This is a genomic window from Sphingomonas trueperi (assembly GCF_011927635.1).
GTDB classification, from domain to species: Bacteria; Pseudomonadota; Alphaproteobacteria; order Sphingomonadales; family Sphingomonadaceae; genus Sphingomonas; species Sphingomonas trueperi.
In genome coordinates this window covers 85234-110178 of record NZ_JAATJB010000005.1, presented here as the reverse complement: position 1 = coordinate 110178, position 24945 = coordinate 85234, and the positions used below count along the sequence as shown (strand labels likewise).

The 24945-nt window shown below is 67.6% G+C and carries 23 protein-coding genes and 1 tRNA gene; 7 read left to right on the top strand and 17 right to left on the bottom strand.

The window, feature by feature from the left end; genetic code table 11:
• Nucleotides 1–15 precede the first annotated feature (15 nt).
• Together GGR89_RS10085 and GGR89_RS10080 are read right to left on the bottom strand one after the other, a co-directional pair.
• Complete coding sequence (locus GGR89_RS10085) at nt 16–216, bottom strand: response regulator (RefSeq protein WP_125972005.1); 201 nt, start codon at nt 214–216, stop codon at nt 16–18.
• A 116-nt stretch (nt 217–332) separates the two neighbouring features.
• Nucleotides 333–581: a DUF6894 family protein gene (locus tag GGR89_RS10080; protein ID WP_125972003.1), complete on the bottom strand. Its 249-nt coding sequence runs from the start codon at nt 579–581 to the stop codon at nt 333–335.
• 327 nt (nt 582–908) lie between these two features.
• Here GGR89_RS10080 and GGR89_RS10075 point away from each other — a divergent pair, with 327 nt between their 5' ends.
• A complete protein-coding gene (locus tag GGR89_RS10075) occupies nt 909–1277 on the top strand; it encodes a response regulator (protein ID WP_125972001.1) in 369 nt (122 codons plus the stop codon).
• Nucleotides 1278–1287: 10 nt separating this feature from the next.
• Here the strand turns inward: GGR89_RS10075 and GGR89_RS10070 are convergent, their stop codons facing one another.
• From GGR89_RS10070 to GGR89_RS10050, 5 genes are all read right to left on the bottom strand, one after another.
• The gene (locus GGR89_RS10070; RefSeq protein WP_125972000.1) at nt 1288–1902 is read right to left on the bottom strand and encodes an ATP-binding cassette domain-containing protein; all 615 of its coding nucleotides are present in this window, start codon (nt 1900–1902) and stop codon (nt 1288–1290) included.
• Nucleotides 1892–2581 (bottom strand): molybdate ABC transporter permease subunit, encoded by a 690-nt coding sequence (gene modB / locus GGR89_RS10065; RefSeq protein ID WP_125971998.1) that lies wholly within the window; start codon nt 2579–2581, stop codon nt 1892–1894. The genes GGR89_RS10070 and modB overlap by 11 nt, the downstream gene beginning before the upstream one ends.
• Before the next feature lie 10 nt (nt 2582–2591).
• Nucleotides 2592–3368 carry a molybdate ABC transporter substrate-binding protein gene (gene modA / locus GGR89_RS10060; protein ID WP_125971996.1) on the bottom strand — a complete coding sequence of 259 codons (777 nt, stop codon included), beginning with the start codon at nt 3366–3368 and terminating at the stop codon, nt 2592–2594.
• A 72-nt stretch (nt 3369–3440) separates the two neighbouring features.
• Nucleotides 3441–4493, bottom strand: a complete 1053-nt coding sequence (locus GGR89_RS10055) for a glycosyltransferase family 2 protein (protein WP_125971994.1) — start codon at nt 4491–4493, stop codon at nt 3441–3443.
• The gene (locus tag GGR89_RS10050; RefSeq protein WP_125971992.1) at nt 4490–7000 is read right to left on the bottom strand and encodes a DegT/DnrJ/EryC1/StrS family aminotransferase; all 2511 of its coding nucleotides are present in this window, start codon (nt 6998–7000) and stop codon (nt 4490–4492) included. The genes GGR89_RS10055 and GGR89_RS10050 overlap by 4 nt, the downstream gene beginning before the upstream one ends.
• Nucleotides 7001–7431: 431 nt before the next feature.
• On the opposite strand from GGR89_RS10050, the gene GGR89_RS10045 reads away from it, so the two are divergent.
• The gene (locus GGR89_RS10045) at nt 7432–9849 is read left to right on the top strand and encodes a TonB-dependent receptor domain-containing protein (RefSeq protein WP_164542600.1); all 2418 of its coding nucleotides are present in this window, start codon (nt 7432–7434) and stop codon (nt 9847–9849) included.
• A gap of 67 nt (nt 9850–9916) precedes the next feature.
• Here the strand turns inward: GGR89_RS10045 and GGR89_RS10040 are convergent, their stop codons facing one another.
• The 3 genes from GGR89_RS10040 to GGR89_RS10030 all read right to left on the bottom strand — a co-directional run bounded on the left by GGR89_RS10040 (nt 9917) and on the right by GGR89_RS10030 (nt 11831).
• Nucleotides 9917–10660 carry a hypothetical protein gene (locus GGR89_RS10040; protein ID WP_125971988.1) on the bottom strand — a complete coding sequence of 248 codons (744 nt, stop codon included), beginning with the start codon at nt 10658–10660 and terminating at the stop codon, nt 9917–9919.
• Nucleotides 10661–10765: 105 nt separating this feature from the next.
• The gene (locus tag GGR89_RS10035; RefSeq protein ID WP_125971986.1) at nt 10766–11092 is read right to left on the bottom strand and encodes a hypothetical protein; all 327 of its coding nucleotides are present in this window, start codon (nt 11090–11092) and stop codon (nt 10766–10768) included.
• 139 nt (nt 11093–11231) lie between these two features.
• On the bottom strand, nt 11232–11831 hold the full coding sequence (locus GGR89_RS10030; protein WP_241217782.1) for a hypothetical protein: 600 nt from the start codon (nt 11829–11831) through the stop codon (nt 11232–11234).
• A 140-nt stretch (nt 11832–11971) separates the two neighbouring features.
• Between GGR89_RS10030 and GGR89_RS10025 the strand changes: the two genes are divergently transcribed.
• From GGR89_RS10025 to GGR89_RS10015, 3 genes are all read left to right on the top strand, one after another.
• Entirely contained in the window at nt 11972–12172 is a 201-nt protein-coding gene (locus GGR89_RS10025) for a hypothetical protein (protein ID WP_125971984.1), read from the top strand.
• A gap of 279 nt (nt 12173–12451) precedes the next feature.
• A complete protein-coding gene (locus tag GGR89_RS10020; RefSeq protein ID WP_125971982.1) occupies nt 12452–13339 on the top strand; it encodes a HEPN domain-containing protein in 888 nt (295 codons plus the stop codon).
• Nucleotides 13340–13460: 121 nt separating this feature from the next.
• Nucleotides 13461–14462, top strand: a complete 1002-nt coding sequence (locus GGR89_RS10015) for a hypothetical protein (protein WP_125971980.1) — start codon at nt 13461–13463, stop codon at nt 14460–14462.
• 229 nt (nt 14463–14691) lie between these two features.
• Here GGR89_RS10015 and lepA read toward each other — a convergent pair whose 3' ends face one another.
• On the bottom strand, nt 14692–16500 hold the full coding sequence (gene lepA / locus GGR89_RS10010; RefSeq protein ID WP_125971978.1) for a translation elongation factor 4: 1809 nt from the start codon (nt 16498–16500) through the stop codon (nt 14692–14694).
• 162 nt (nt 16501–16662) lie between these two features.
• Here lepA and GGR89_RS10005 point away from each other — a divergent pair, with 162 nt between their 5' ends.
• Nucleotides 16663–17625, top strand: coding sequence for a CsgG/HfaB family protein (locus GGR89_RS10005; RefSeq protein ID WP_125971976.1), 963 nt, complete (start codon nt 16663–16665; stop codon nt 17623–17625).
• A gap of 103 nt (nt 17626–17728) precedes the next feature.
• Here GGR89_RS10005 and GGR89_RS10000 read toward each other — a convergent pair whose 3' ends face one another.
• The 3 genes from GGR89_RS10000 to pnuC form a co-directional block, all read right to left on the bottom strand.
• Entirely contained in the window at nt 17729–20008 is a 2280-nt protein-coding gene (locus GGR89_RS10000; RefSeq protein ID WP_125971974.1) for a TonB-dependent receptor, read from the bottom strand.
• A gap of 173 nt (nt 20009–20181) precedes the next feature.
• The gene (locus tag GGR89_RS09995) at nt 20182–20706 is read right to left on the bottom strand and encodes an AAA family ATPase (protein WP_125971972.1); all 525 of its coding nucleotides are present in this window, start codon (nt 20704–20706) and stop codon (nt 20182–20184) included.
• Nucleotides 20703–21257 carry a nicotinamide riboside transporter PnuC gene (gene pnuC / locus GGR89_RS09990; protein ID WP_125971969.1) on the bottom strand — a complete coding sequence of 185 codons (555 nt, stop codon included), beginning with the start codon at nt 21255–21257 and terminating at the stop codon, nt 20703–20705. The genes GGR89_RS09995 and pnuC overlap by 4 nt, the downstream gene beginning before the upstream one ends.
• Before the next feature lie 187 nt (nt 21258–21444).
• Here pnuC and GGR89_RS09985 point away from each other — a divergent pair.
• A tRNA-Pro gene (locus tag GGR89_RS09985) sits at nt 21445–21521 on the top strand.
• Nucleotides 21522–21605: 84 nt separating this feature from the next.
• Here GGR89_RS09985 and GGR89_RS09980 read toward each other — a convergent pair.
• From GGR89_RS09980 to GGR89_RS09970, 3 genes are all read right to left on the bottom strand, one after another.
• Nucleotides 21606–22970, bottom strand: a complete 1365-nt coding sequence (locus tag GGR89_RS09980) for a protein arginine N-methyltransferase (RefSeq protein ID WP_125971967.1) — start codon at nt 22968–22970, stop codon at nt 21606–21608.
• A gap of 179 nt (nt 22971–23149) precedes the next feature.
• A complete protein-coding gene (locus tag GGR89_RS09975) occupies nt 23150–24439 on the bottom strand; it encodes an OmpP1/FadL family transporter (RefSeq protein ID WP_125971965.1) in 1290 nt (429 codons plus the stop codon).
• 48 nt (nt 24440–24487) lie between these two features.
• Complete coding sequence (locus GGR89_RS09970) at nt 24488–24895, bottom strand: DUF2147 domain-containing protein (RefSeq protein ID WP_125971963.1); 408 nt, start codon at nt 24893–24895, stop codon at nt 24488–24490.
• Nucleotides 24896–24945: the final 50 nt, after the last annotated feature.

The window sequence follows — 24945 nt, the reverse complement described above, 5'->3', positions numbered from 1 at the left end:
ACAGGCTCCACCTTCTCAGGAGTTGGAGCCTCCGGCAAACCCGGCGCGGTTCAATACGACCGCAACTTCATGCTTTTCCAGAAGCGCGAGCGCCTCCGTTGCATCGGGCGCCTCAAGAACCTGAAAGCCGCTTTCGGCGAGCGCGTCTGCTGCGATCATGCGCACAAAGGTCTCGTCTTCAACGACGAGAACCGTGGGTTCTTCCGAGCTGGTCATAACTGCCTCCAGCACATCAACGTCTTAACGTATCGCAAGTTGCTCCAATGATTTTCCGGGCGTGGATTGGTTCTCCGACATATACTTGAAAGGGGGAACGCCCCACACACACAAATTCAGACGCGGCCAGACAGTACGCAGATGCAATCCGCGAACCGGAGAACGCGCAGAAGCTCGCCGCTCGACCGTACCACTTCGATGCGCCCACGCAGATCGAGAAGGCCGTTGGTGAGGTCCTCGCAGAGAAGCGAACGGACGAACCCGATTGCGGTCCGCAGCGCCGCGTCGTCGTCGAGGAGGTCGGTGCCCTCGGGATCGAGGAGTGCGCCGCCACCGTCGTGCACGTGGAAATAGTAGCGCTGCATCGCTGCGATCCAACCGGCCCCTGTCCGATAGCCAGAAGAGCCCGCCGAGGGGGAGGCGGGCTATTCCTTGTGCCGCACGGAGCTTGCGGGGGAATGCTCCGGCGCCGTGCGACCCGGCTTGTCTGAGAGACTGTCCCGGTAGCGCCCTTCTGCCGATCTCGAACGGGGTCGACAATTAGGTACTAAGACCATGGCACGGAGCAACGAAGCGTTAGGAGCGTTCGACAGCAACAAGTCCAGACAAGACGTGGTTAATATACGTCAAGCAAACTTAGGTTGTGGAACGAGCGCACCCCGATTTCATTCTCACGTGCTAAGGGAGCGAAGATGGGACACGAATTCTCCTCGACCATCCTTATCGTGGACGATGAGGATTACATCCGAATACTGGCAGCCTCCCTGCTTAAAGAGGAAGGCTTCCAGGTTCTGGAGGCATCCGACACTTCGGAAGCGCTGGCACTGGCGGCCAAGCACGATATCGACGTCCTGTTGACGGACCTGCACATGCCCGGGTTGCTCGACGGATTACAGCTTGCTGCCGAGATTCGCGCGTCGGATCCGCTGGTGCACGTGATCATCTCCTCCGGAGGCGATCCATCGGTGCTCAAGGACGACGAGATGGGTGCCGTCTTCCTGCCGAAGCCGTACCGGCCCCATCAGCTCACCCGGGCCGTGCGCATGAACTCGATCGGCTGAGCGCCGCCCCCTATTCGCCGAACGCCACGATCCGGTCCCCCAGCCGCTCCGCCTCGGCGCGGTCGTGGGTGACGAGCAGGATCGGCAGGCCGATGCCGTCGCGCAGCCGCTCCAGCAGCGCCAGGATCTCCTCGCGCCGGGCACGGTCGAGCGAGGCGAGCGGCTCGTCGAGCAGCAAAAAGGCCGGATCGGTGAGCAGTGCGCGGCCGATCGCCACCCGCTTCGCCTCGCCGCCCGAGAGCGTGCGCGGCCAGCGATCGAGCAGGTGCGCGATGCCGAGCAGGTCGATCACCCCGTCCACGTCCACCGCCGCACCTTTCCGCCAGCCATAGAGCAGGTTCGCCCGCGCGCGCAGGTGGGGGAACAGCCGCGGCTCCTGGAACACATAGCCGGCGCGCCGCGCCTCGGGCTTGCGGTCCACCCCCGCGGCCGCATCGAACAGCGTGTGCCCGCCCACCCGGATATGCCCGGAATCGGGGCGGAGCAGCCCGGCGACCATGTTGAGCACGCTCGACTTGCCCGCGCCCGAGGGGCCGAACAGCACCGTCACCCCCGCGCCAGGTTCCACGCGGCAGGCGATCTCGGTCTCGCCCAGCGTGCGGCGCACGTCGATGTCAAAGGACATGGGTGCCCCTGCCCGTCCGCCGCGCGACCAGCTCGGACCCGAGCAGCGCGACGAAGGCGGTCGCGATCGACACCGCCGCCAGCCGCAGCACCTGCCCCTCGCCCCCCGGCACCTGCAGCGCCGAATAGATGGCGAGCGGCAGCGTCTCGGTCTCGCCCGGCACGTTGGACACGAAGGAGATGGTCGCGCCGAACTCGCCCAGCGCACGCGCGAAGCCGAGCACCAGCCCGGCCAGCACGCCCGGCAGCGCCAGCGGCAGGGTGACGGTGGCGAAGGTCCGCACCGGTCCGGCGCCGAGGCTGCGCGCCGCCTGCTCCAGCCTTTGGTCGACCGCCTCCAGCGATAACCGGATCGCGCGCACCATCAGCGGCAGCGCCATCACCCCAGCCGCGATCGCCGCGCCACTCCAGCGGAACAGCACGGTCACGCCGAACCAGCGCTCGAGCAGCCCGCCGATCGGCCCGGCCGGCGCGAAGGCGAGCAGCAGCATCCAGCCGGTGACCACCGGCGGCACCACCAGCGGCAGATGCACCAGCGCGTCGAGCAGCAGCTTGCCGGGAAAGCGCCCCCGCGCCAGCAGCCAGGCGAGCGCGAAGGCGAGCGGCAGCACCGCCAGCACCGCCACGCCGCCCACCTTGAGCGAGAGCAGGACGATGCCCCATTCCTCGGCGCTCAGCACGCGGCCAGGCTCACAGCGGCGTGAAGCCGTAGCGCGCGAAGATCGCCTTGCCGCGCGCGCCGATCAGGAAGCGGCGGAACGCCTCGGCATCGGGGCTGGCGGCGGTCTTCAGCCGCGCGACCGGATAGCGGATCGGCGGATGGTTCGCCGCCGGGAAGATGCCGGCGATCCGCACCTTGGCGGAGGCGCGCGCATCGGTGGCGTAGACGATGCCGAAGGACGCGGCGCCGCGTTCGACCAGCGCCAGCGCGGCGCGGACATTCTCAGCGCGCACCACCTTGGGGGCCAGCCGGTCCCAGGCGCCGATCTTCTGGAGCGCCGCCTTGCCATACAGCCCGGCGGGCACCGCATCGGGATCGGCCATCGCCAGCCGCGCCTGGCCGATCGCGGCGAGCAGCGGCCCGGCACGGTCGAGCGGCACGGTGCGCCGGTCCGCCGCCGCACCGGCGAGGACCAGGCGATTGCCGAGAAAGGCGACGCGGGTGCCGGGGGCGAGCTTGCCCGCCTTGTCCACCGCGTCCATCCAGGGCTCGTCGGCCGAGACGAACAGGTCCGCCGGCGCGCCCGACTGGATCTGCCGGGCCAGCGCCGAGGAGGCCGCGAAGGACAGCACCGGGCGCGCATGCCCCAGCCGCGCCCAGGCATCGGCGGCGGCGTTCATCGATTCCTGCAGGCTGGCGGCGGCGAGCACCAGCGGCGGGCGCGGTGCGGCCTGGGCAGGGATCGCGAGCGCGGCGGCCAGCGCGGCCAGCAGCCAGCGGCGGGTCGGGGTCGGCGAAACGGGCATGGACGCGAAACCTCCGGGGAAGCGATGGGATCCGGTTCGCGGGTCGGCCGCAAGCTGTCAAGCGAGGTGGTGCTATGTCCTGCGATGAGCAAGCGCCCGGACGGCGCCGATCAGCCCGCTCGCCGCGAGGTCGACGGGCCGGGCATCGCCCAGCGCCGCCGCCGCGGGACGCGCGGCAAGCGCGTGGCGCAGCGGCAGGCGGCCGGAGCGCACCGCCGTGCGGCAGAGCCGCCACCACAGCCGGGAAATCTCCCGGTCCACCCGCGCCAGCGTCGCCGCATCCTGCCCCTGCGCCCCGAAATGCGCGCGAAGCACCGCGATGCCGTCGAACAGGCGACGCAGCAGCCCGAAGTCACCGATTGGCGTCCTGGCCATGACATAGCGCACCAGCAGCCCGGCGATGTCCGGCGCGCCTTCGCCGAGCAACGCCCGGTGCCGCGCGCGGAGCAGCGTCTCGGCATGCGCCGCCATGGTGCCGTTGAACACCTGCGAGGCGCCCCCGGCGTGCTGGCGGTACAGGGTGAGCACGGTGTCGATCTGGTCGATCCGGCCGAAGGCGCGCAGGCGGTGGTAGAGGTCGAAATCCTCGACATAGCGGCATTCGGGCCGCTCGAAAATCGCCAGCCGGCGCGCGGCCTCGGCGCGGAACAGCACCGAGGACCAGACCAACGGGTTCTGCACCAGCATCAGCCAGTCGATCAGCCCGGGCGTGAGCGGCCGCACCCACTGCCCTGCCCGCACCCGCCCCTCGACCAGGCAATCGGTGGCGGTGCTGACCAGCACGGTCCCGGGATGCGCATCGAGCCAGGCGACCTGCCGGGCGAAACGATCGGGCAGGCAGAGATCGTCCTGGTCGAGCCCCGCGACATAGCGGCCGCGCGCGGCGGCGAAGGCGCGGTTGCGCGCCACCACCGGGCCGCCGTTTACCGCGCTTTCGATCACGCGGATGCGCGGATCGCCCACGCTTCGCAGCACCGCCACGGTATCGTCGCGTGAGCCGTCGTCGACCGCGACCAGTTCCCAGTCGCCGAAACTCTGCGCCTGCAGGCTCGCCAGCGTCTCGGGCAGCAGCGCGGCGCCTTCATAGGTCGCCATCACCACTGAGAGGGTCGGCGCGTCGCTCATGCCGCCGCGCGCGCCCGGTCGGCGAGGATCTGGTCGACGATCATCCGGCCGATATCGTTCTGCCACAGCCACAGCCCATTGGCCTTGCCGCTGAAGCTCGCCTCGCCGCCCAGCGGCCCGTCGGGCACATGGCCCGAGGCGAGCCCGAGGCCGTAGACGCCGGGCACCACCCGCCCCTCGGCATCGAGCACGCGGCAGCGCTGGTCGACCAGCCGCGGGCGGCCGGGATGGTCCGCCATCAGCGCGATGCGCGCGCCCTCGGCATCGTAGAGCGGCAGCGCCCGCGGACGATAGCCGAGCGCGCCGATCACCACGTCGGCGGTTTCGAGCTCCGCCCGCATCGCCGCGTCGTTCTCGCCGGTCAGCCGGCACAGCGCCATGCGCGGATCGGGCGCGCGCCCGCCGACGCCGAGCATCCGCAGCACCAGTTCGCGCGCCTCCAGCCGGAAACCGGCAAGGCGATAGACGAAGCCGCTCAACGGGCAGATGTCCTCGGCGCCGAAATCGGTGAAGCCGTCTGCCCGGGCCTCCTCGGCCGAGCGGTAGAAGGGCCGCAGCGGCCGGCGATGGTAGAGCCGCAGCGCCCCCGCTCCCAGCGGCAGCGCCGGGCTCGCCTTGAGCAGCAGCACCGCGGCGGCCATCGCGCTGGTCGACCCGCCGACGATCGCGATACGCGGCGCCCGCACCTCCGCCAGCCGCGCGCGCAGCCGGTCGAGCCCGCCCAGCCGGAGGAAGTCGTCGCCCAGCACCAGCCGGTCCCCGGCCAGATCCCCGATCGGCGCGCCCGCGATCACCTCGGCGGCGACGTGCGCGCGGTCCTGATAGCCGCCGGTGGCGATCACCAGGTTCGCCGCGCGCATCACGCGTTCGTCGCCGGTGAGCAGGTTGCGCACCCGCATCGCCCAGTCGCCCTGCGGGGTGCGGCGGGCCTCGACCACCTCGGAGCGCGTCGCGACCACGCCGCCATGCTGCGCCACCAGCGTGCCGAGCCGCGCGCCGGTCGCCTCCAGCAGCGGGGTGGAGCGCGCCAGCGGCACGCCCAGCCGCCCGGCATAGAGCGCCACCTCGCGGCCGGCAGGGTGCTCGGTCAGCGCGGCGATGTCGCCATGCACATTGTCCTTCACCGCGGTGAGGAAGGTCTCGGCGGTGCTGTCCGAGGTGATCGCATAGCTGCCGATCTCGCCGCGCCCGAGCACGGCGTCGCGCTCGACGATCGCGAGCCCGGTCTCGGCCAGCGGTACCAGCTGGTCGCCCTTGGTCGCGGCGGTGAGCAATGCCGTACCCGCCGGCCCGCCGCCGACGATCAGCGCCGAATGCACCGCCCGCCCGCGCCGCTCGACCCGCAGCCCGTCCAGCCCTGCGCTGCGGCAGGCGTCGATCAGCGCGGTGCAGACGGTATCGACATCGGTCTCGGTCATCCCGTCGGTGACGGGCAGCGACAGGATGCGGCCGGCGATCTCGTCGGCGACCGGCAGCGCGCGGTCGATTACGCAGCTGCTGCGGAACCAGGGCTGCTCGCCGAGATGCGGACTGAAATAGTGGCCAGCGCCGATCCCCTGCCCGGCCAGCGCCGCGATGATCGCCGCGCGGTGCCCGGCAAAGGCACGGGGCAGCAGCAGCGACTGGAACTGCAGCGCCGGGCGCGATCCGCGCAGCGCCTGGAACTGGAAGCCATGCGCATCGGCAAAGCCGCCCAGCCGGTCGCGATAGACGCGGTCGAGCGCGGCGCGGTGCGCGGCGATGCCCTCCAGTTCTTCGAGCTTGGCCGTGGCGAGCATGCCGAGCACCTCGGGCAGCTTGGCGTTGAGCCCCGGCCCTTCGGCCGAGCGGCCGCCGTCGAAGCCGAAATTGCTCATCCGCCGCAGCGCCTCGATCCGCGCGGTGTCGCCGCTATGGACCAGCCCGCCCTCGGCGGTGGCGAACACCTTGGTGGCGTGCATGGAATAGACGATCGGGAACGGCGCCCCCGCGCCGAACTGGTGCCCGTCCGCGTCGATGGTGCCGAGCGAGGCGGCCGCATCCACCACCACGCCGATGCCGCGCGCGTGATAGTCACGGTAGCGCGCCAGATCGAGGGCCGCACCGAAGGTGGCATAGGGCACCACCACCGCGATGCGATCGCCGTAGCGCGCAAATGCCGCCGCCTCGGCATCGGCGCGCATCGTCCAGTCCTCGGGATCGATGTCGCACAGCACCGGGGTCAGCCCGGCCCATTGCACCGCCTGCGCGGTCGCGGCAAAGGTGAAGGCCGGCACCAGCGCCAGCGCATCGCCGCCCGCGCGCGGCCCCGCGGCGTGGCGGATCGCCAGCATCAGCCCGATCGTCGCATTGGCGACCGCGAGGCACGCGCCCTGGCCGCCGAACAGCCGCGCCGTCGCCGCCGCCTCGAACCCGCGCACCACCGGGCCGCCGTTGGAATAGGTGCCGCGCGCCTCGATCGCGCGGAGCGCGTCGGTCATCAGGCTCAACCGCGGCGGCTGCGGCGCGATCAGCGGCAGGCGCTGCATGGTACTCTCCCCGGATGCTGCTTCGCCGGAAGCGGCGGAGAGGCGGACCATGGCAGCGCCAGCTTAGAAAACCGTAAAATGCCCGGCGATCCTGCCTCGGTCTATCTGCTCCCCCATCGATTGGCGGTGCAACGCGGCCCACCGGCTCCCGCCTGTTCAATTCCCCCAGCAACACGCGTCAAAGTAACGGCTTCCTCTTCAAACACCATCTTGACAACGCAGGACAAACCTCAAGTACACGCCTCCGGTTGATTACGTACAGAACGACAATTGCAAGTATAACTGCACGCCGCCGCAACCCTGGCACCCCGTTGCCCGCCTATAATTGCGACAAGAGGGATCACGCCCGCAACGAAAAAAGGGTCGCACCGGTGAGGATTTCAGCGCTACTGTTAACGTTGATCGCAACCACGTCCGTTTCCACCCAGGCCATGGCACAGGCCAACGCCAAGCCCGATCGCCCGGCCGAACCGCAAGAAGCGCAGGCGGAGCCGGAGAAGGAAGTCTTCTCCACCGGCGTCGCCAAGGGTCGCGACCGGCTGGACAGCGCCACTTCCACCAGCTCGCTCAAGGGCAGTGAGGCGCAGAAGCTGGGCCCGGTCGGGCTCGCCGACATCCTGCGCACCATGGCGGGCATCCGGGTCGAGAACGGCATCAGCGAGGGCAACAACAACTATACCGTGCGCGGCCTGCCGATCGGTTCGGGCGGCTCGAAATATGTCCAGATCGAGGAGGACGGCCTGCCGGTCGTCGAGTTCAACGACATCTTCAACATGGCCGGCGATTCGTTCGTCCGCGCCGACTTCACGATCGGCCAGATCGAGACGATCCGCGGCGGCTCGGCGTCCACCTTCGCCACCGGGTCGCCCGGCGGCCTGATCAACCTCATCTCCAAGACCGGCGAGGTCGAGGGCGGCGCGATCCAGGTGACGGCGGGGCTCGACTACGATCTCAAGCGCGTCGACTTCGATTACGGCGCGAAGCTCAGCGACAGCCTGCGCTTCCATGTCGGCGGCTTCTACCGCGTCGGCGAAGGGCCGCGCGAAACCGGCATGACCTCGTTCAAGGGCGGCCAGGTCAAGCTCAACGTCACCAAGACCTTCGCCAACGGCTATATCCGCGCCTATGCGAAGCTGCTCGACGACCGTGCGCCGAGCTATGCCACCTATCCGGTGACCATCACCGGCACCAACGACAAGCCGGTGATCGGCAACATCGCGGGCTTCGACATTCTCAAGGACACGATGTTCTCGCCGAACGTCAGCGCGATGATCACGCTCGACGGCAACAACCAGATCGCCCGCTATCCGGTGAAGAACGGCCAGAACCCGCAGTCCAAGTCGCTGGGGCTCGAAGCGCAGTTCGAACTCGGCGGCTGGACGCTGACGAACCGGATGCGCTACGCCAACACCTCGGGCGAATTCCTGCGCGGCTTCCCCAGCACCGTCGCGCCGCTCGCCACGCTGGCCGCCTCGCTGGCGGGCACCGGGGCCACCGCCACCTACGCGACCGGCCCCGATGCCGGCAAGCCGGTGCCGGCCAATGCGAACGGGAACGGCTTGCTCGCCAACTTCTTCGTCAACACCTATAATCTGCGCAATGGCGATCATTTCGCCAATGATTTCCGTGGCACCCGCGTCTGGAAGCTCGGCCAGGGCGACCTCACCGTCACCGGCGGCGTCTATGTCGCGACCCAGACGATCGCCGTCGAGGCGCTGCAGATCTCGATGGTGACCGACGTGGTCGGCGGCGGCCGCGGCGCGCTGGTCAACCTCACCAGCGCCGCGGGCGTCGCCCAGACGCAGGACGGCATCTACGCCTATAGCCGCAACGGGCCGCGCCTGCGCCGCTCGTTCGACGTCGACTACAGCTTCTTCGCGCCCTATGCCTCGGTCAACTATCACTTCGGCAAGCTCGCGATCGGCGGCAGCCTGCGCTACGATACCGGCAGCGCCCGGGGCTGGATGGTCGGCGCCGATCTCGGCGACGGCCGCAACGGTACGGTCAGCGTCGACATGAACGGCGACGGCAGGATCAGCGCGCCGGAAACCCGCGTCTCGGCGCTGCCGCTCGGTCGGCCGGCGCCGGTCGACTACACCTTCAAATATCTGAGCTATTCGGCCGGCATCAACTATCGCGCCGCCGAACCGCTCGCCTTCTTCGCCCGCTATAGCCGCGGCGGCCGCGCCAATGCCGACAAGATCCTGTTCACCAGCGCGATCGACAACGGCACCGGCAAGCTCACCGCGTCCGAACACGGGTTCGATATCGTCCGGCAGCTCGAAGGCGGCCTCAAGTTCCGCAAGAACGGCATCACCTTCAACGCCACGACGTTCCTCGCCTATGCCGACGACCACAACCAGCTCAACGCCACCGCGACCTGGACCTATCGCAAGTACCGCACCTATGGCCTCGAGCTGGAGGGCGGCATCCGCCGCGGGCCGTTCAGCATGGTCGCCGGCGCCACCTACACCAAGGCCAAGATCACCGAGGACAAGATCGATCCGACGCTGACCGGCAAGGAACCGCGCCACCAGCCGGCCTGGACGCTGCAGGCGACGCCGCAGGTCGACACCAGATACGCCACGATCGGCGCGAGCGTGGTGACGATCACCAGCAGCTACGCACAGGACAGCAACCAGCTGAAGATGCCCGGCTTCACCACCGTCGGCGGCTTCGTGATCCTGCACCCGACCAAGGCGATCGACGTCGCGCTGACCGGCACCAACCTGTTCAACGCCAAGGGCTTCCTCGACATCAGCCAGGCGAGCATGCCGACCACCGGCATCGGCTGGGCGCGATCGGTGCAGGGCCGCACGCTGGCCGCCTCGGTGCGCTTCAACTTCTGATCTTCGCCCCCCCGAAGAACCCGCCTCGCCCGGTCGCGCCCCCAGCGGCCGGGCATTTTCTTGTGGCTCAGCGCGCCGCGGCCGACCGGACGTGGAGCGCGGGGAACACCGCCTCGATCGGTTTGCTGTCGGGCAGCACATACACATAGCCGCCCTTGCCCTTGTACATCGGGCTGAGCAGCTTGGCGTAGAAGCTCGAGGGCACGTTGATGCAGCCGAAGGTGATGCGGTTGTCGTCGGGCGTCGGCGAGGCGAGCCGCTCGCGCCTTTTCTCCTTGCGCGCCGCGGCCCCCGTCGGCACCGGGTGCAGCGCGACCGAGGTGTAGTAATCCACCCACAGCACCCGCTCCTTGCCGATCGCCAGGCCGAACTTGGCGAGGTAGCGCCCGGCCGGCGTGGTCTTCTCCGCAGGGCCGATCTCGGAGAGCTGCTTGGCGCCGATCCCCGGCGTCGCGTCATCGCCCGGGGCGATGCCGATCAGCACCGGCACCGCGGCGAGCTGCTTGCCGTGCGCATCGTAGAGGAACAGCGCGGCGCCCGGCTTGTCGACGATCAGATAGGGCAGCCCGTGATTGTCCCCGGCGGAGGACACCCAGTCGTGCACCCGCAGCGTCGCGGCCGAGGGCTGGAGCCTGGGCGCGGCCGGCTTGGCGGCCGCAGCCTTGGGCTTGGCGGCAGCGGCGCGCTTGCCCTTCTTGGGCGCCGCCTTCTTCGGCGCGGCGGCCTTGGGCTTGGCATCCTGAAGGGGAACAGCGGCGGCAGGGGGAACGAGCAGCGCCAGCCCGGCCAGCGCGAGTAAGCCTTGGATCATCGATACGTCGCTCACGAAAAGGGGCGCTCAAAAGAAAGGGTGACCGCCCCGAAGCGCGGCCACCCGAAACCCGCGGCCCGAAGGCCGGTGCGGCAAGGTTTCCGCTTAGTTGCGCGGACGCTTGCCCCGGGCACGCTGCTGCTGGACCTGCTGCGACAGCGCCTGCTGCTGCTGATCGAGCATGTCGACGCGGCCGTTGATCTGGTCGAGGCGCTGGCCGTTCTGCTGGGCCTGGCCGGCAGCGGCCTGGGCCTGCGACAGCGCCTGCTTGGCGGTGCCGTCGGTCTCCTGGAGGCGCGTCTCGAGCGCATCGACGCGCTGGCTCACCGGGGCGATCTGCTCGCGGACATATTTCTTGGTGGCGCAACCGCTCAGCGCGACGCTGCCGATCATCAGAGCCGCGAGGGGAGCAAACTTGATACCAGTACGCATATACACACCTTTCACTCGTTAAGAAAACTTAAGGCTCCGTCACCAAGCCGGAGCAACGGGCCCGCAACAATCCCGATTCGGCCCGGCTGTGCCGGATGTCCGTCGGACCGAGCCGTGCACGGGGCGAAGTGTTCCCGCATCACCGCTTGCGCCTCGGCTTGGGGCGCTCGGCGAAGGGATCGCGGGGAATTCCGTCGTCGCTCGCCGCCGCCTTGGCCGGCCCGTGCTGCGCCGCGACGCAGCGCCGGAGCTCCGCCACCGCCGCGCCGCTGCCGTCGAGCGGCAGCCGCGCCACCGGCGTCGACCCGCGATCGATGTGCAGCGCCTTCGAGCCGGCGAACGACGTCGGGAACTTGGGATCGAACGCCGCGACGAATCCCTGCTTGCCGTCCGCGACGATGCCGATCGCCTGGTGATTGGGGTAGCCGCCCTGGCTGAGGCGGAAGGTGAGCTTGAGCCGGTCCTGCGGGCGGATCGACCAATTCTCGTTGAGCACCGAGAAATGGTTGCTGCCGTCGCGGTCCATGCCCAGCAGCAGCGTGGTGCCGCCGGGCTGGTCGAAGCTGCGGCTGATGAAGCAGCCCGATCCGTCCTTGCTCGCGGCGACCGTCCAGTCGCCGAACTGCCGGGCGGCATAGCCTTGCGCGAAGGCCGGCGCGGCGCAGACCAGTGCCGCCGCGACTCCCGGAATCCCCCAGCGGCGAGACCGCGCTGGCTGGGAAGGACGGGGCTGCGACACGTTCTGACTCACGCTGGAAACCATCTGATAAGGACGGCCCCATAACGTTGGTCTGCCGGAATGGTTCATTCGGCGGCGGAACGATCGCGCGACCGGCACGCGGCGTGTGCCTCAAAACGGGATTCGCGGTAGAAGCGGCCATGGCCGATCCCCTCCCCACCCAAGCACCCCGCACCGCCCCGACCGGCGCCCATGCAACCCTGCGCGTCGGCGACAGCGTGACGCTGGAGGCACGGATCACCACCGGCGGGCTGGTGGCGGTGGCGGCGATCGTCTCGGCGGCGCTGCTGGGGTCGGCGGTGATCGTGCGGGCGGCGCGGCGTGGTGGAGGTGGGAGGTAGGTTCTAGGTTCTAGGTGTGGGGAGCGGTTGCCTCGCTTGCGCCGGGATCTCTCTAGCCTTTGCGCCGAATAGCCGCAGTTCGATCAACCAAACCTCGACCTGCCTCTTTTTGGGACTTTGCCGCTGTTTAATACCGCTGCGATTGGCCGCAGCTGCCATTAACTGAGACGAGCTGGCCTTCGACAGATCAGTTATACGCGCGTAAGCATATGGAGCTTTACACGTAAAGCAGGTGGTGCTCCGTGGGTCCTGAGCCAACTTTAAGGCAGATATCCGCCGATGGATCGCAAGCTGAAAGAACTGCCGTGGAAGGGCCGGAGTGACGCCTCTGCTTTTGAGAACACTGCTTTTTGGGCAGGGCTCGAAGGGGTCACCGCTTTGGAGCGATACGAACTGCTGCCCGGCCTATTTGTAGAACCTTGTTACGGCACTCTGTTCGCGCACCCGATTTTGGCTGTGAAGCCGCCGCCCTTTGCCGGAGCGGCTCATCCGCCCCCTTGGTTTGCATGCAGAGGCGGCCATCGCAATATTGAAATCCGCTGCCAGCTCTACTTGCCCGCGGGAGCTGAGCCGATTTTTGGGAATAGGGTAGCCTCGGCCTGGCTTGCCGCTGCTGCTCTTCGCTTACTTTTATGCGCACCGATTCGTATGGCCGTGCTGTCAGATGTTCCGTTCGCGACCTTGAGTGACAATGGCGAACTCAAGCCGACACTGATAAGCATGGAGCAAGCGGGGTCATACACGCTTACCGCCAAATTGGATATTAGTGGCTACATCCACGCATGGAGGTCGCTCCTATCAGCGCTAATCGTCGCCATGAAAGACGAGCGATTCAGCCGGGCCTTCTCGTACCTAGATTCAGCGTGGTGGGTAGGCTCCAGCGCAGCGTTCCTTGTTTCAGTCTGGACCTCCCTAGAGGCTCTGCTGCTCGATCCAAACACTGCAGGCATCAAGCGCGCTCTTTCTACGCGGATATCTGAGTTACTTGCGAACTCCCAGCCTGAGCGTGATCGCATATTCAACAAGGTTATGGATCTTTACCGGAGCCGCTGTGACAGCGCGCATGAAGCGCTCCATCCTGACTTAGCGCCTGTTCAAGATTCGGCTCGCCTTGCAGGCTCCGTGTTCTTTGCAAAGGCCGGATCCGCCATCGGAGAAAAGTGGTGAATTACCTCGAAACACATCTTCACGCCAGAGATAGCTCAAAAATCTCCGAGCGATCTCTGGTCCCTTAACAACAGCACTTCTCCTCTTTCCTACACGAACCTATTTGGTTACATGCACATGCATGAAGAACCGCTCGAACCCCGACTTCGTCGTGCCGGACTTCACGCCGGTACCCCGCCAACATCGCGTCGACGGCTGGACGCCCGCGCGGCAGCGGGCGTTCATCGCCGCGCTGGCCGCCACCGGGTCGGTCACCGCGGCGGCGCGGTCGATCAACATGGCCAAGGAGGGCGCCTATATGCTGCGCCTCCACCCGCAAGGCGCCGGCTTCCGCGCCGCCTGGGAGGCGGCGCTCACCGCCGGGCTCGATCGGCTGGGCGACATCGCGATGGAACGCGCGATCGAGGGCGTGCCGGTGCCGGTCTTCTACAAGGGCGAGCAGTGCGGCGAGAAGCGCTGGTACAATGATCGCCTGCTGATGTTCATCCTGCGCCACCGCAATCCCGAGAAATATGGCGCCCTCGCCGCGCTGCCGCCCGGCACCCGCCATCCCGATACGGTCGCGCGCGAGGAGGCGCCTGCCCCCTGCCCGGTCTGCGCGCGGCGCAAGGCGGAGTACATGGCGCTGGCCGAGCCCGACGCGAAGATGCCCGAGGAGATGCGCAAGGTCCTCGACACGCTGTTCACCCGCTATGCCGCCAAGGTGCGCAGCGAGCGCCAGCTGCGGCTGGAGGGCCGGATCGTCGCCGCCGACTATACGCTGCGCCAGCTCACCCATATCGAGCTGATCCTCGCCAATGCCGGCATGTCGGACGCGATGATCACCTTCTTCACGACCGACTATGGCAAGCACGGCCGCGAGCAGGAATTCGCGCATCCGATGAGCGCGAAGCTCGACGCGATGCGCCGAAAGGTCTGGGCCGAGTGCGGCGAGCCGGAGCGCCCGCCGCTGCCCCTGTACGCGCGGTCGCCGGGCACCTCGACGGTCAGCGGCCCCGACTGGGACGAACGCCGGCGCGCGCAACGCGACGCCGAACGCCGCATGGCCGCGGCGCAGGTCGAATGGGAAGCCGCCGCGCGGTCGGACAGCTGGGCGGCGTGGAAGGCGGCGCAGGGGCGGTAACCCAAATTCCTCCCCGGCACGGGGAGGGGGACCGCGCGGCGCAGCCGCGGGGTGGAGGGGCCGCGCCGTCAGGCGCGGGTCGGCTGGAGCACGCGGGAACCCCGCCGCTCGCGCGACGGCCCCTCCACCATGGGCTCGCGCCCATGGTCCCCCTCCCCGTTCCGGGGAGGAATTTTCAGGACGCGGCGAACCTAATTCCTCCCCGTTCCGGGGAGGAATTGGGTTTCGCTTACTCCTCGCCCATCCGCAGCGCGGCGATGAAGGCTTCCTGCGGGATCTGCACGCTGCCATATTCGCGCATCCGCTTCTTGCCTTCCTTCTGCTTGTCCAGCAGCTTGCGCTTGCGGCTGGCGTCGCCGCCATAGCATTTCGCGGTCACGTCCTTGCGCATCGCGGCGATCGTCTCGCGGGCGATCACCTTGCCGCCGATCGCCGCCTGGATCGGGATCTTGAACAAATGGCGCGGGATCAGGTCCTTGAGCCGCTCGCACATGCCGCGGCCGCGGCTCTCGGCGGTCGAGCGGTGGACGATCATGCTCAGCGCGTCGACCGGCTCGTTGTTGACCAGGATGCCCATCTTGACCAGGTCGCCGGCGCGGTAGCCGATCTGCTCATAGTCGAAGCTGGCATAGCCGCGGCTGATCGACTTGAGGCGATCGTAGAAGTCGAACACCACTTCGTTTAGCGGCAGCTCGTAGGTCAGCTGCGCGCGGCCGCCGACATAGGTGAGGTTCTTCTGGATGCCGCGGCGATCCTGGCAGAGCTTGAGGATCGGCCCCAGATATTCGTCGGGCATGTAGATCACCGCCTGGATCCACGGCTCCTGGATCTCCTCGATCCGGTTGGGATCGGGCATGTCGGCGGGGTTGTGGAGCTCGATCTCCTTGCCCTCGGCCTCGCCGGCCGATTTGGTGAGCTTCATCTTGTAGACCACGCTCGGCGCGGTGGTGATGAGGTCGAGGTCGTACTCGCGCATCAGCCGCTCCTGGATGATCTCCAGGTGCAGCAGGCCCAGGAAGCCGCAGCGGAAGCCGAAGCCGAGCGCGGCCGAGGTCTCCATCTCGAAGCTGAACGAGGCGTCGTTGAGGCGCAGCTTGGAGATGCTCTCGCGCAGCTTCTCGAAGTCGGCGGCGTCGACCGGGAACAGGCCGCAGAAGACGACCGGCTGGACTTCCTTGAAGCCCGGCAGCGGCTCGGCGGCGGGCTTCTTGGCGTCGGTCAGCGTGTCGCCGACGCGGGCCTGCGCGACTTCCTTGATCTGCGCGGTGATGAAGCCGATCTCGCCGGGGCCGAGATCGGGCAGCTGCTCGATCTTGGGGCGGAAGGCGCCGACGCGGTCGACCAGATGGGTCGTGCCGGTCTGCATGAACTTGACCTGCTGGCCCTTCCGGATCGAGCCGTCGATCACGCGGACGAGGATGACGACGCCGAGATACGGGTCGTACCAGCTGTCGACCAGCATCGCCTTGAGCGGGGCATTGGGGTCGCCCCTGGGCGAGGGGATGCGCGCGACGATCGCGTCGAGGATCTCGTCGATACCGATGCCGCTCTTGGCGCTGGCGAGCACGGCGTTGGAGGCGTCGAGGCCGATCACGTCCTCGATCTCGGCGCGGACCTTTTCGGGCTCGGCCGAGGGGAGGTCGATCTTGTTGATCACGGGAATGATCTCGTGGTCGTGCTCGATCGACTGGTAGACATTGGCGAGCGTCTGCGCTTCCACGCCTTGGGCTGCGTCGACGACGAGCAGCGCGCCCTCGCAGGCGGCGAGGCTGCGGCTCACCTCATAGGCGAAGTCGACGTGACCGGGCGTGTCCATCAGGTTGAGGACATGGCCCTTCCATTCCAGGCGCACGGTCTGCGCCTTGATGGTGATCCCGCGTTCCTTCTCGATATCCATGTTATCAAGGACTTGCTCGGACATTTCGCGGTCGGCCAGCCCGCCGGTGCGCTGGATCAGCCGGTCGGCGAGCGTCGACTTGCCATGGTCGATATGCGCGATGATCGAGAAATTGCGGATCTTGGTGATGTCGGTGGCCATGATTCCGCGGCCGATAGCAGGCTGCGGGCAAAAGCCAAAGTACCGGATTGCACGAGGTCGCAAGCGCGCTAGGCCGACGCGATCCATTCTGTTACGCACGCGACCGGGGGGCGGTCTCTTCCCACTTCGGGCCGCCTGGTTGTACAGGGAGGTTTTAGTATCATGATGAAGCAGTTGCTCGGCGCCGCCGGGGCGATGGCGTTGTGCGTGGGCGCGGTTCCCGCGCTCGCCCAGAGCAAGCCGACCAAGACCCAGCGCACGCAGGAACAGGCGATGCAGGACGTGCCGCATTGCGCACGCAAGCTGGGCACGCTCTCGATCGTTGACGGCGACGATCCCCGCGGCTGGACGCAGTATTCGCTGGCGCCGCCGCAGAAGCTGCTGAAGGTGCTGGTCCAGCGTTCGGGCTGCTTCAACCTCGTCGACCGCGGCTCGGGCCTGCAGGCGGCCGAGCTGGAGCGCAACATCGGCGGCAATCTCGGCCACCAGCGCGGCGCCAATGTCGGCCAGGGCCAGATCAAGGCGGCGGACTATGTTCTGGTCGCCGAGGTGCAGGCCTCGAACCGCAATGCGGCGGGCAGCGGCGTGGCCGGTGCGGCCGGCGGCATCATCGGCGGGCCGATCGGCGGCCTGCTGGGCGGCATCAAGTCGCGCAAGATGGAGGCGAACACCGTCCTCTCGCTCACCAATGTCCGCACCACCGAAACGATCTCCACCCAGGAAGGCTATGCCTCGAAGAACAGCGTGAGCTGGGGCGCGGGCGGCGGCGTCGGCTTCATCGGCGGCGGGCTGGGTGCGGTCGGCGGCGGCTATGACAATACCGATATCGGCCGGATCGTAACGCTGGCCTTCATCGACGCCTATTCGAAGATGGTCAACGAGCTCGGCCTGGTGCGCCCCGGCGACGAGGGCACTGCGCAGGCGGCCCCGACCAAGACCTTCACCGCCCAGGCGCCGGTGGCGATGCGCACCCTGCCGGCTGCGACCGGCAAGGTGATCCGCACGCTGCCGGTGGGCGCGATCCTCTACCCCACCGGCAAGAAGGACGGCCTGTGGTGGGAAGTCGCCGACGAGAACGACAATGTCGGATGGGTGCTGAACACCAAGCTCGCCCCGTCCAACTGATCGGGCGCGGGTAAAGGAAAAAGGGCCGGCGCGGAGATCCCGCGGCGGCCCTTTTCTCTTGTCCGTCGCACCTCCCCGGCGGGGGAGGCGCAGCCGATTGGGCTTACTTGAACTTGCCGCTCAGCGAGACGCCGAACACCCGCGGCTCGTTGAGCACGGCAGCGCGATAGTTCTCGATCACGCCCTTGAGATTCATCTCGTTGGTGATGTTGCGCACGAAGCCTGCGATCTCCCAGGCGTCGTCCGGCGCGGCATAGCCGATCTTCAGGCCACCCTCGAAGTTGCCGTTCGCGGTAAACTCCTTGGTCTCGTACAGGACGAAGTTGGTGTAGCCCTGCAGGTTCCAGTCGGTCGAGACGAACACGCGGCCGCTATTGGCGAGCGGCACATCGTACCGCGCGTTGAGGCTGAGATTGTATTCCGGCGCGTTCGGCAGCGGGTTGCCGTCGATCTTCGCCAGGAACAGCGAGCCCTGCTTGCGCAGCGGATCGAGCACGGTGCAGGTTACCGCACCGCCGAACGCGCAGACCTGCGCTTCGAGGTTCTGGTCGTCGATCTCGCTGTGCAGCAGGCTCAGGCCCGCCTGGATCGACAGGTTGCGCACCGGCTTCCAGTCGAGATCGGCTTCCATGCCATAGGCCTTGGCCTTGTTGGCGTTAAGCAGCACGCCGTTGCCGTTGAGGTCGTTGCCGTTGAGCTGGATGTCGTCGACCGTGTAATAGAAGCCCGACAGGTTGAAGCGCAGCGTGCGGCCGATCTGGCTCTTCAGGCCGGCTTCCCACGACAGGATCTTCTCCGAGGTGGCGGTGGTGAAGTCCGAGTTGAACACCGCCGAACGCCCCTGGATGGTCGGACCACGGAAGCCCTTGGCAACCCGGGCATAGACGCTGAGATCGGGGTTGACCTCGTAGCGCGCGCTCAGGTCCCAGCTCGGCTGCGTGTCGGACAGGCGGACGTGGCGACGGCCAGTATAGGTGACGGCGTTTGCAATCGTGTTTGCGGTCTTCAGCAGATCGGTGGTCTTGGTGTCCTCGGTCACGCGGCCGCCAGCGGTGATCGTGAGCTGCGGGGCGACCTCGTAGCTCGCCTGGCCGAACACCGCCCAGCTGGTGTTGACGTTGTGCAGCCGGACCCAGTTATTCGGGTTGTTGGCGGTGCCGCTCAGGAAATAGGCGCGCTGGTAGAAATCGGTGATGTCGCGCGCGTCGAAATACATCGCGCCGACCTGCCACTTGAGCGGGCCGTTGCCGTTGCTGGCGACGCGGAATTCCTCGGTCCACTGGTCGAGGCCCTTCACCCGGCCCATCGACTCGCCGAAGCCGGCATTGCCGAAATCGGCCGCAGCACCGCCATCGGTGTCTCCACGGCTATAGCCCGACAGCGTCTCGTAGCCGGTGATCGAGGTCAGCGTCACACCGCCGAGATCCCAGTTGACGTGGACCGAGCCGCCGGCGGTCTTGTAGTTCTGCGGATTGTCGGCGCCCTCGTCCCAGCGCGCGCTGGTGAAGTCGACGCCGCGGATCTTGTTTGAACCCAGGTTGAGCGCGCCGCGGCGGAACACGGTGGCGGTGCCGTCATACCAGCGGGCGTGGCCCGAGGCGAGGATCGACAGCGTCTCGCTGGGCGTCGCGAGCAGCTGCAGGCGCACGTCCTTCTCGTTGAAGCCGCCCGCGGCATCCTTGCGCCCGACGCGCGTGCCGTCGGCGCTCGGGCCGGTGTAGCTGTTGTCGATATAGTCGTCGCGGTGCTGGTACAGCCCCGAGATGCGGAAGGCGAGCTTGTCCTGGATGATCGGCCCGCCGACGCCCGCATCGACATTGACGCTGTTATAGCTGCCATAGCTGGCGGTGCCGCGGCCCTCGAACTGCTGCGAGGGGCGGATCGAATCGAACTTGATGATGCCGGCGGTGGTGTTGCGGCCGAACAGCGAACCCTGCGGCCCACGCAGCACTTCGATCTGGTTCACGTCAAACACCGGGTTCGACTTCATCACGACATGCTCGAGGACGATGTCGTCCTGGATGATCGAGACCGGCTGCGAGGCGCCGAGGTAGAAATCGACGTTGCCGAGGCCGCGGATGTAGAAGCGCGGGAAGATGCGGCCGGTCGAGGATTCGACATACAGGCCCGGCACCTTGCCCGAGAGCGCGAGCAGCGTGTCGTCGCCGCCGGCGGTGTAATCGCGCGCCTGCGACGCCGGCAGCACCGCGACCGAGAGCGGCACGTCCTGCTGGTTTTCCGGGCGGCGCTCGGCGGTGACGACGATGTCGCTCAGGCCGTCATTCGCCTGCGTATCCTGGGCGAAGGCGAAATCGGACGTGAACAGCGCGCCAAGGGCGGCGCCGAGCAGCAGGCTGCGCTTGTCGCGCGCGAGTTTCAGCATTGGTTTTCCCCGAATGGATATTTGGTCTTGTGTTTGAACGGCACGCGGAACCGCAGCCCGGCATTTCACCGGCGATGCCAATTATTTGATAGTGGGTTCCCGTTGCCGTCGGGGGCGGCGCTAGGCTCGGATTGTGAACTTCCTGTGACGGAATTCCGGCGGCCGCCGGTTCCTCAGATCTGTTGCCCAAAAGCCTCGATTGCGGCGAGCGCGGCGGCGGTGCGCGCCTCCCCTTCTCCCTGCACCAGCGCCCAGCGCACCCCGCGGCGCTCGAGTTCGGCGCGCGACAGATCGAAGAAGCGCTGCCGCAATGGACGCGTGCCGAACAGCCGCGTGCCGTCCGCGACCCAGGGCAGATCGATGTCGAACAGGAGGTAGACGTCCGCCGTGCCCTGCCAGGCATCGAACCAGGGATCGCGCGTGCCGAACAGCATGTCTGCCCAGACGGCGGTCATCAGCGGATCGGTGTCGAGGATTAGCGGCGGCGCGGTCGTCTCCAGCATCATGCGGGTGCCGGCATCGTGCGTCTTGGCGATCTCGACCAGATCGGCCATCGTGAAATCGGTGCCGCGCGCCTCGGCATATTCGCGGCCATATTCGTCGAGCACCGTGCCCCCGAGCGCCGCTGCGAGCCGCGCCGCGACCGTGGTCTTTCCCGTGCTTTCGGGTCCGTGGAGGCAGATGGTGCGAGGAATCATGCGCGAGCCTTGGTCCAGTCGATCGCTCCCCACACCGAAAGCGCGAGGAAAAGACAATAGAGCACGGCGGTGAGCCACAGCCCCTTCACCAGGAACAAGGGAATGGCGAGCAGGTCCACCACGATCCACAGCGGCCAGCATTCCCAGGCGCGGCGCGACTGGAGGATCTGCGCGACGATGCTCAGCACCGCGATCGTGCCATCCCACCAGGGAAAGGCCGCATCGGTCAGGCGAGACATCAGTGCGCCCCAGCCGAGCGCGACGAGCGCAGCGCCCGCCGCGCAGCCGAGCCGCGCGCGGTTGGACAGCCGCACCACCGGCACCTCGCCCGCTTCCGCCTTGGCCTGCCGCCAGTTCCACCAGCCATAGCCGTTGACGATGAAATAGAAGCCTTGGAGCAGCGCGTCGCTGTACAGCCGCGCCTGCAGGAAGATCCAGGCGTACAGCGTCACCATCGCCAGCGCGAAGGGATAGTTCCACAGGCTCCGCCGCACGACCAGCGCGACATTGGCGAGCCCCAGCAGGGTGGCGACGGCTTCGATCGGTGACATTGGCGGCGAGGCTTATCGGTCCGCCGAGGGGCGGTCGAGAGCGGGAAAGGGAGCGATGCGGAAAAAAAGCATGGGTTCGTCTTTTTGCTGCAACGAACCGCTTGACGGCTCGGCCAACCCACCCTTATAGGCGCGCCTCCAAGCTCAAGCCGGTCTGCTCCCGAAAGCATTGTAGACCGGACTCCGTCGGGGAGTAGCTCAGCCTGGTAGAGCACTGTCTTCGGGAGGCAGGGGCCGGAGGTTCGAATCCTCTCTCCCCGACCATTACTTGCATTTGGGATAAAGCGGGTGACCTTCGGGTCGCCCGCTGCCCCTTTTCTCCCTTAGAGCAAACGCAGGGCCCGCGCCTCAGCCACTCTCCAGCGGCATCAGGATCAGCGTGATCCGGTCATGGCCGACCGCGATGTCGAGCGTTTCGCCCGCCGTGACCTCGATCGGCTCGGGGAAGCTATGCAGCACCTGCAGCCAGCCGCCATCGTGATAGCCGCTCGGATGATTGTCGAAGGTCACGCCTTCCCACAGATCGATGTGCATCCACTGCACGATGCCCACCGCGCGGCCGCTGGCGGTGACCGGAATGCGCAACCGTGCAAGCGTCGCGTCGTGCTTCTTCTGCGTGAGGTCCAGCCGCACCAGTTCCTGATCGTCGGACAGCCGCTGCCAGCCGGTCATCGTGCCGTGGATCGGCAGGCGCTGCGGCCCGAAGGCGGTGAAGGCCGAAAGGTCGAACCCGGACACGTCACCGACAAAGACATAGTCGGCGAGATTGTCGCTGGCGACGAGGCAGCCCATCGCGGTGGCGGCGCGCGGGATGACGATCGCGTCGGGCGCGAGCAGGCGGCGATGGGCGTCCTCGAAAGTGTCGAGCACCTTCTCGGTCAGCAGGTCGCTGGAGAGGATTTCCGAGACCAGGATGTCCGCCGGCGCATCCAGTTCGGCGCCGATGGCGAGTTCGGTCGAAGGCTTGGCATGGACGGTAACCCGACCGGCATAGCCGTTCTGCGCGACGATGGTCTGCGCCATCTCGGCGATCAGCGGCTCCATCTCGCAGGCGACGACCTTGCGCACCCCTGCCCGCGCCGCCATCAGCGACAATAGCCCGCTGCCCGCGCCGATGTCGAGCACCCGCGCATCGGGCCCGGCGACGGCGATCGCCGCCTTAATCGCCGCCTCGAACGCATCGTTGCGCGGCGCGTCGTTCATCATCGGGATATGCCAGAAGGGCACCGCGCCCGAGCCGAGGCGCCGGACCTGGTGGCGCAGGTGGAGATTGTCCGGCTGCAACGCGAGCGCGCGGCGGAAGCAATGCAGCGCCTCTTGGTTGCGCCCGACATCGGCCAGCACGACCGCGAGGTTGCCCAGCGCGGTGGGATTGTCCGGATCGAGGGCGCAGGCGCGTTCCAGCGGTGCGATCGCCGCGTCGCTGCGGCCGAGCCAGTGGAGCGTCAGGCCCTTCTCATGCAACGCGACGGCATGATCGGGTTCGGTTGCGAGCAGCTCGTCCCAGGCGACCAGCGCATCCTCGGGGCGCGAGAGCCGCCCCAGCAAGCCGGCCAGCAATGGCAGGATCTCCACCGCGCGATAGCCGTGGGCGAGCGCCACGCGATACTGCCGCTCGGCCGCCGCCAAATCCCCCTGTTCGTGCAGTGCCATCGCCTCGGCGAGCGCGGTACGAGCCTCGTTCAGGCGATCGGGGGACGCGAGGTCGGTCACGGGAACATCCTTAAGATTTGGTTTCGGTGCGGGTCGCTTCGGATAGGTGTTCGCGGGCCCGGGCGATAGTCCTGGGGTTGCCCCTAAAAGCCCCTCCTCCAACGAGGAGCGGCTTGAAAAGGAAACGCCGCCGACCCGAAGGTCGGCGGCGCTGCCATTGGTTCTAGCGAATTAGCCCGTCAGAACTGCACGCGGCCGCCCAGCGAGAAGACGAACGCCCGCGCATTGCGCAGCTCGCCCCGGGTCAGGATGGTCGAGCCCGCGGCGATCGTCGCGCGGTCGATCGGCGCGTTGGCGAAGTCGACATAGTTCGCCGCCGCATCGAGCACGATGTTCCGCGTCACCGCATAGGAACCGCCCGCGCCGAAGTTCCACCGGTTGGAATCGGGCACGCGCGCATCGCGCTGGCCGTTCTGGGTCGGCGTCGTCGCCCGCTGCACGCCCGCACGCAGCGTCAGCGCGGGCGAGACCATATAGTCGACGCCGCCGGCATAGCTCCAGCTCTCGCGGTAGTTTTCGGGGATCGCCTGGTTCAGCGGCGCGCCGAGGCGGATCGCGTCGAACTTGTCCCAGTTATAATGAACCACCTGGCCGTTGAGCGTCAGCCTGTCGGTGGCGCGCCAGCGCAGGCCGGCGATCTGCTGGGCGGGCGTGTAGAAGTCCGCGCGGACGTCCGACAGTGCCGTGTTGCCGGTCTGGAGCGGCCCGACCAGCCCGCTCACGGTCAGGTCACCCTTCAGCTTGTGGCGGATGGCCGACTTGTAGCTGAAGCCCGCGGTCACCCGGTCGCTGTGCATCTGGAAGCCTGCGCTCCAGCCCACATCCCAGCCATCGCCCTTCAGTTCCTGGCGGCCGTCGGGCAGGCTCGCGAGCACGTTGGGCAGCGCGTTGCTGAGGCTGGCATCGGTATATTCGACGTTCGCCGCCGCGCCGACGCGCAGCCAGTCGGTCACCGACACCGCGATCGAGGGCTGGATGTCGACCGTGCGCAGCCGGGTCTTGTCGGCGCTGTAGCGCGCCCAGCTGGTCGACGCGTAATCGGTGGTGAAGCTGTAGGGCGAGGTGACCGCGAGGCCGAGCGCGACGCGGTGGCCGAGCGGCACCGCGACCGCGCCCGACGGCAGCACGCCGTTGTTGATCGGATTGCGGCTGGTGGTCTCGCCGCCGATCGGCGTGAAGGCCGTGCTGCCCGGGCGACGGATCAGCGTGCCGGTATCGACCACCTCGCCGCGCGGCAGGATCGCTGCGGCGTTGAGGTTGACTTCGATGCGCTCGGCATCGGCGATCGCGGCGGGGTTCCACCACAAGGAGGCAGCCCCCGTATCGGCGACTTCGCCCGAAAAGGCGCGACCGGCGCCGCGGGCAGACTGTTCCTGCAGGTAGAAGGCCTGGGCATGGGCGGCACCGGCAAAACCGGCGCTGGCCGCCAGCGTGGTACCGGCGGTGAGGAGGAAATGCAGCTTTTTCATGGTTATTCTCACGCTACTGGGGTTCGTAAACGGCGCACGCGCGCGCCGTCAGCGAACCCGGGTCCAGGTCTGGGTACGGCAGAAGGGCTTGAACACGCAGCCGCGCAGCTTGAGCTGGTCGGCGCCCGCCAGCGTGATATCCGCGGTGTAGGTCTTGCCGTCCTCGGCATTGTAGATCTTGCCGCCGCTCCAATTGCCGCCGTCGGCGGTGAAGCCGCTCAGGATCTGCATCCCCTTGAGCGGACGGGTGCGCAGCTGCGCGTTCGAATTCCTGGTATCGCGCAGATCGGGATTGGTGCGCAGCGCGTCCGAGGTGAGAAGCCGCCCACAGATCGAAGCACCGCAGCGCTGGATCTCGACGATCGCATTTCGTGTCTGGGTCTTCCAGCGACCTTCGACACCCTCTCCGGCTTGCGGTGCTGCTACCAGCATCGCGACAAGCAAACTTATCCACATACTTGTTTTTCCATTATCGCTTGTTCCCGCCACGGTTAACCCGAGGCGAG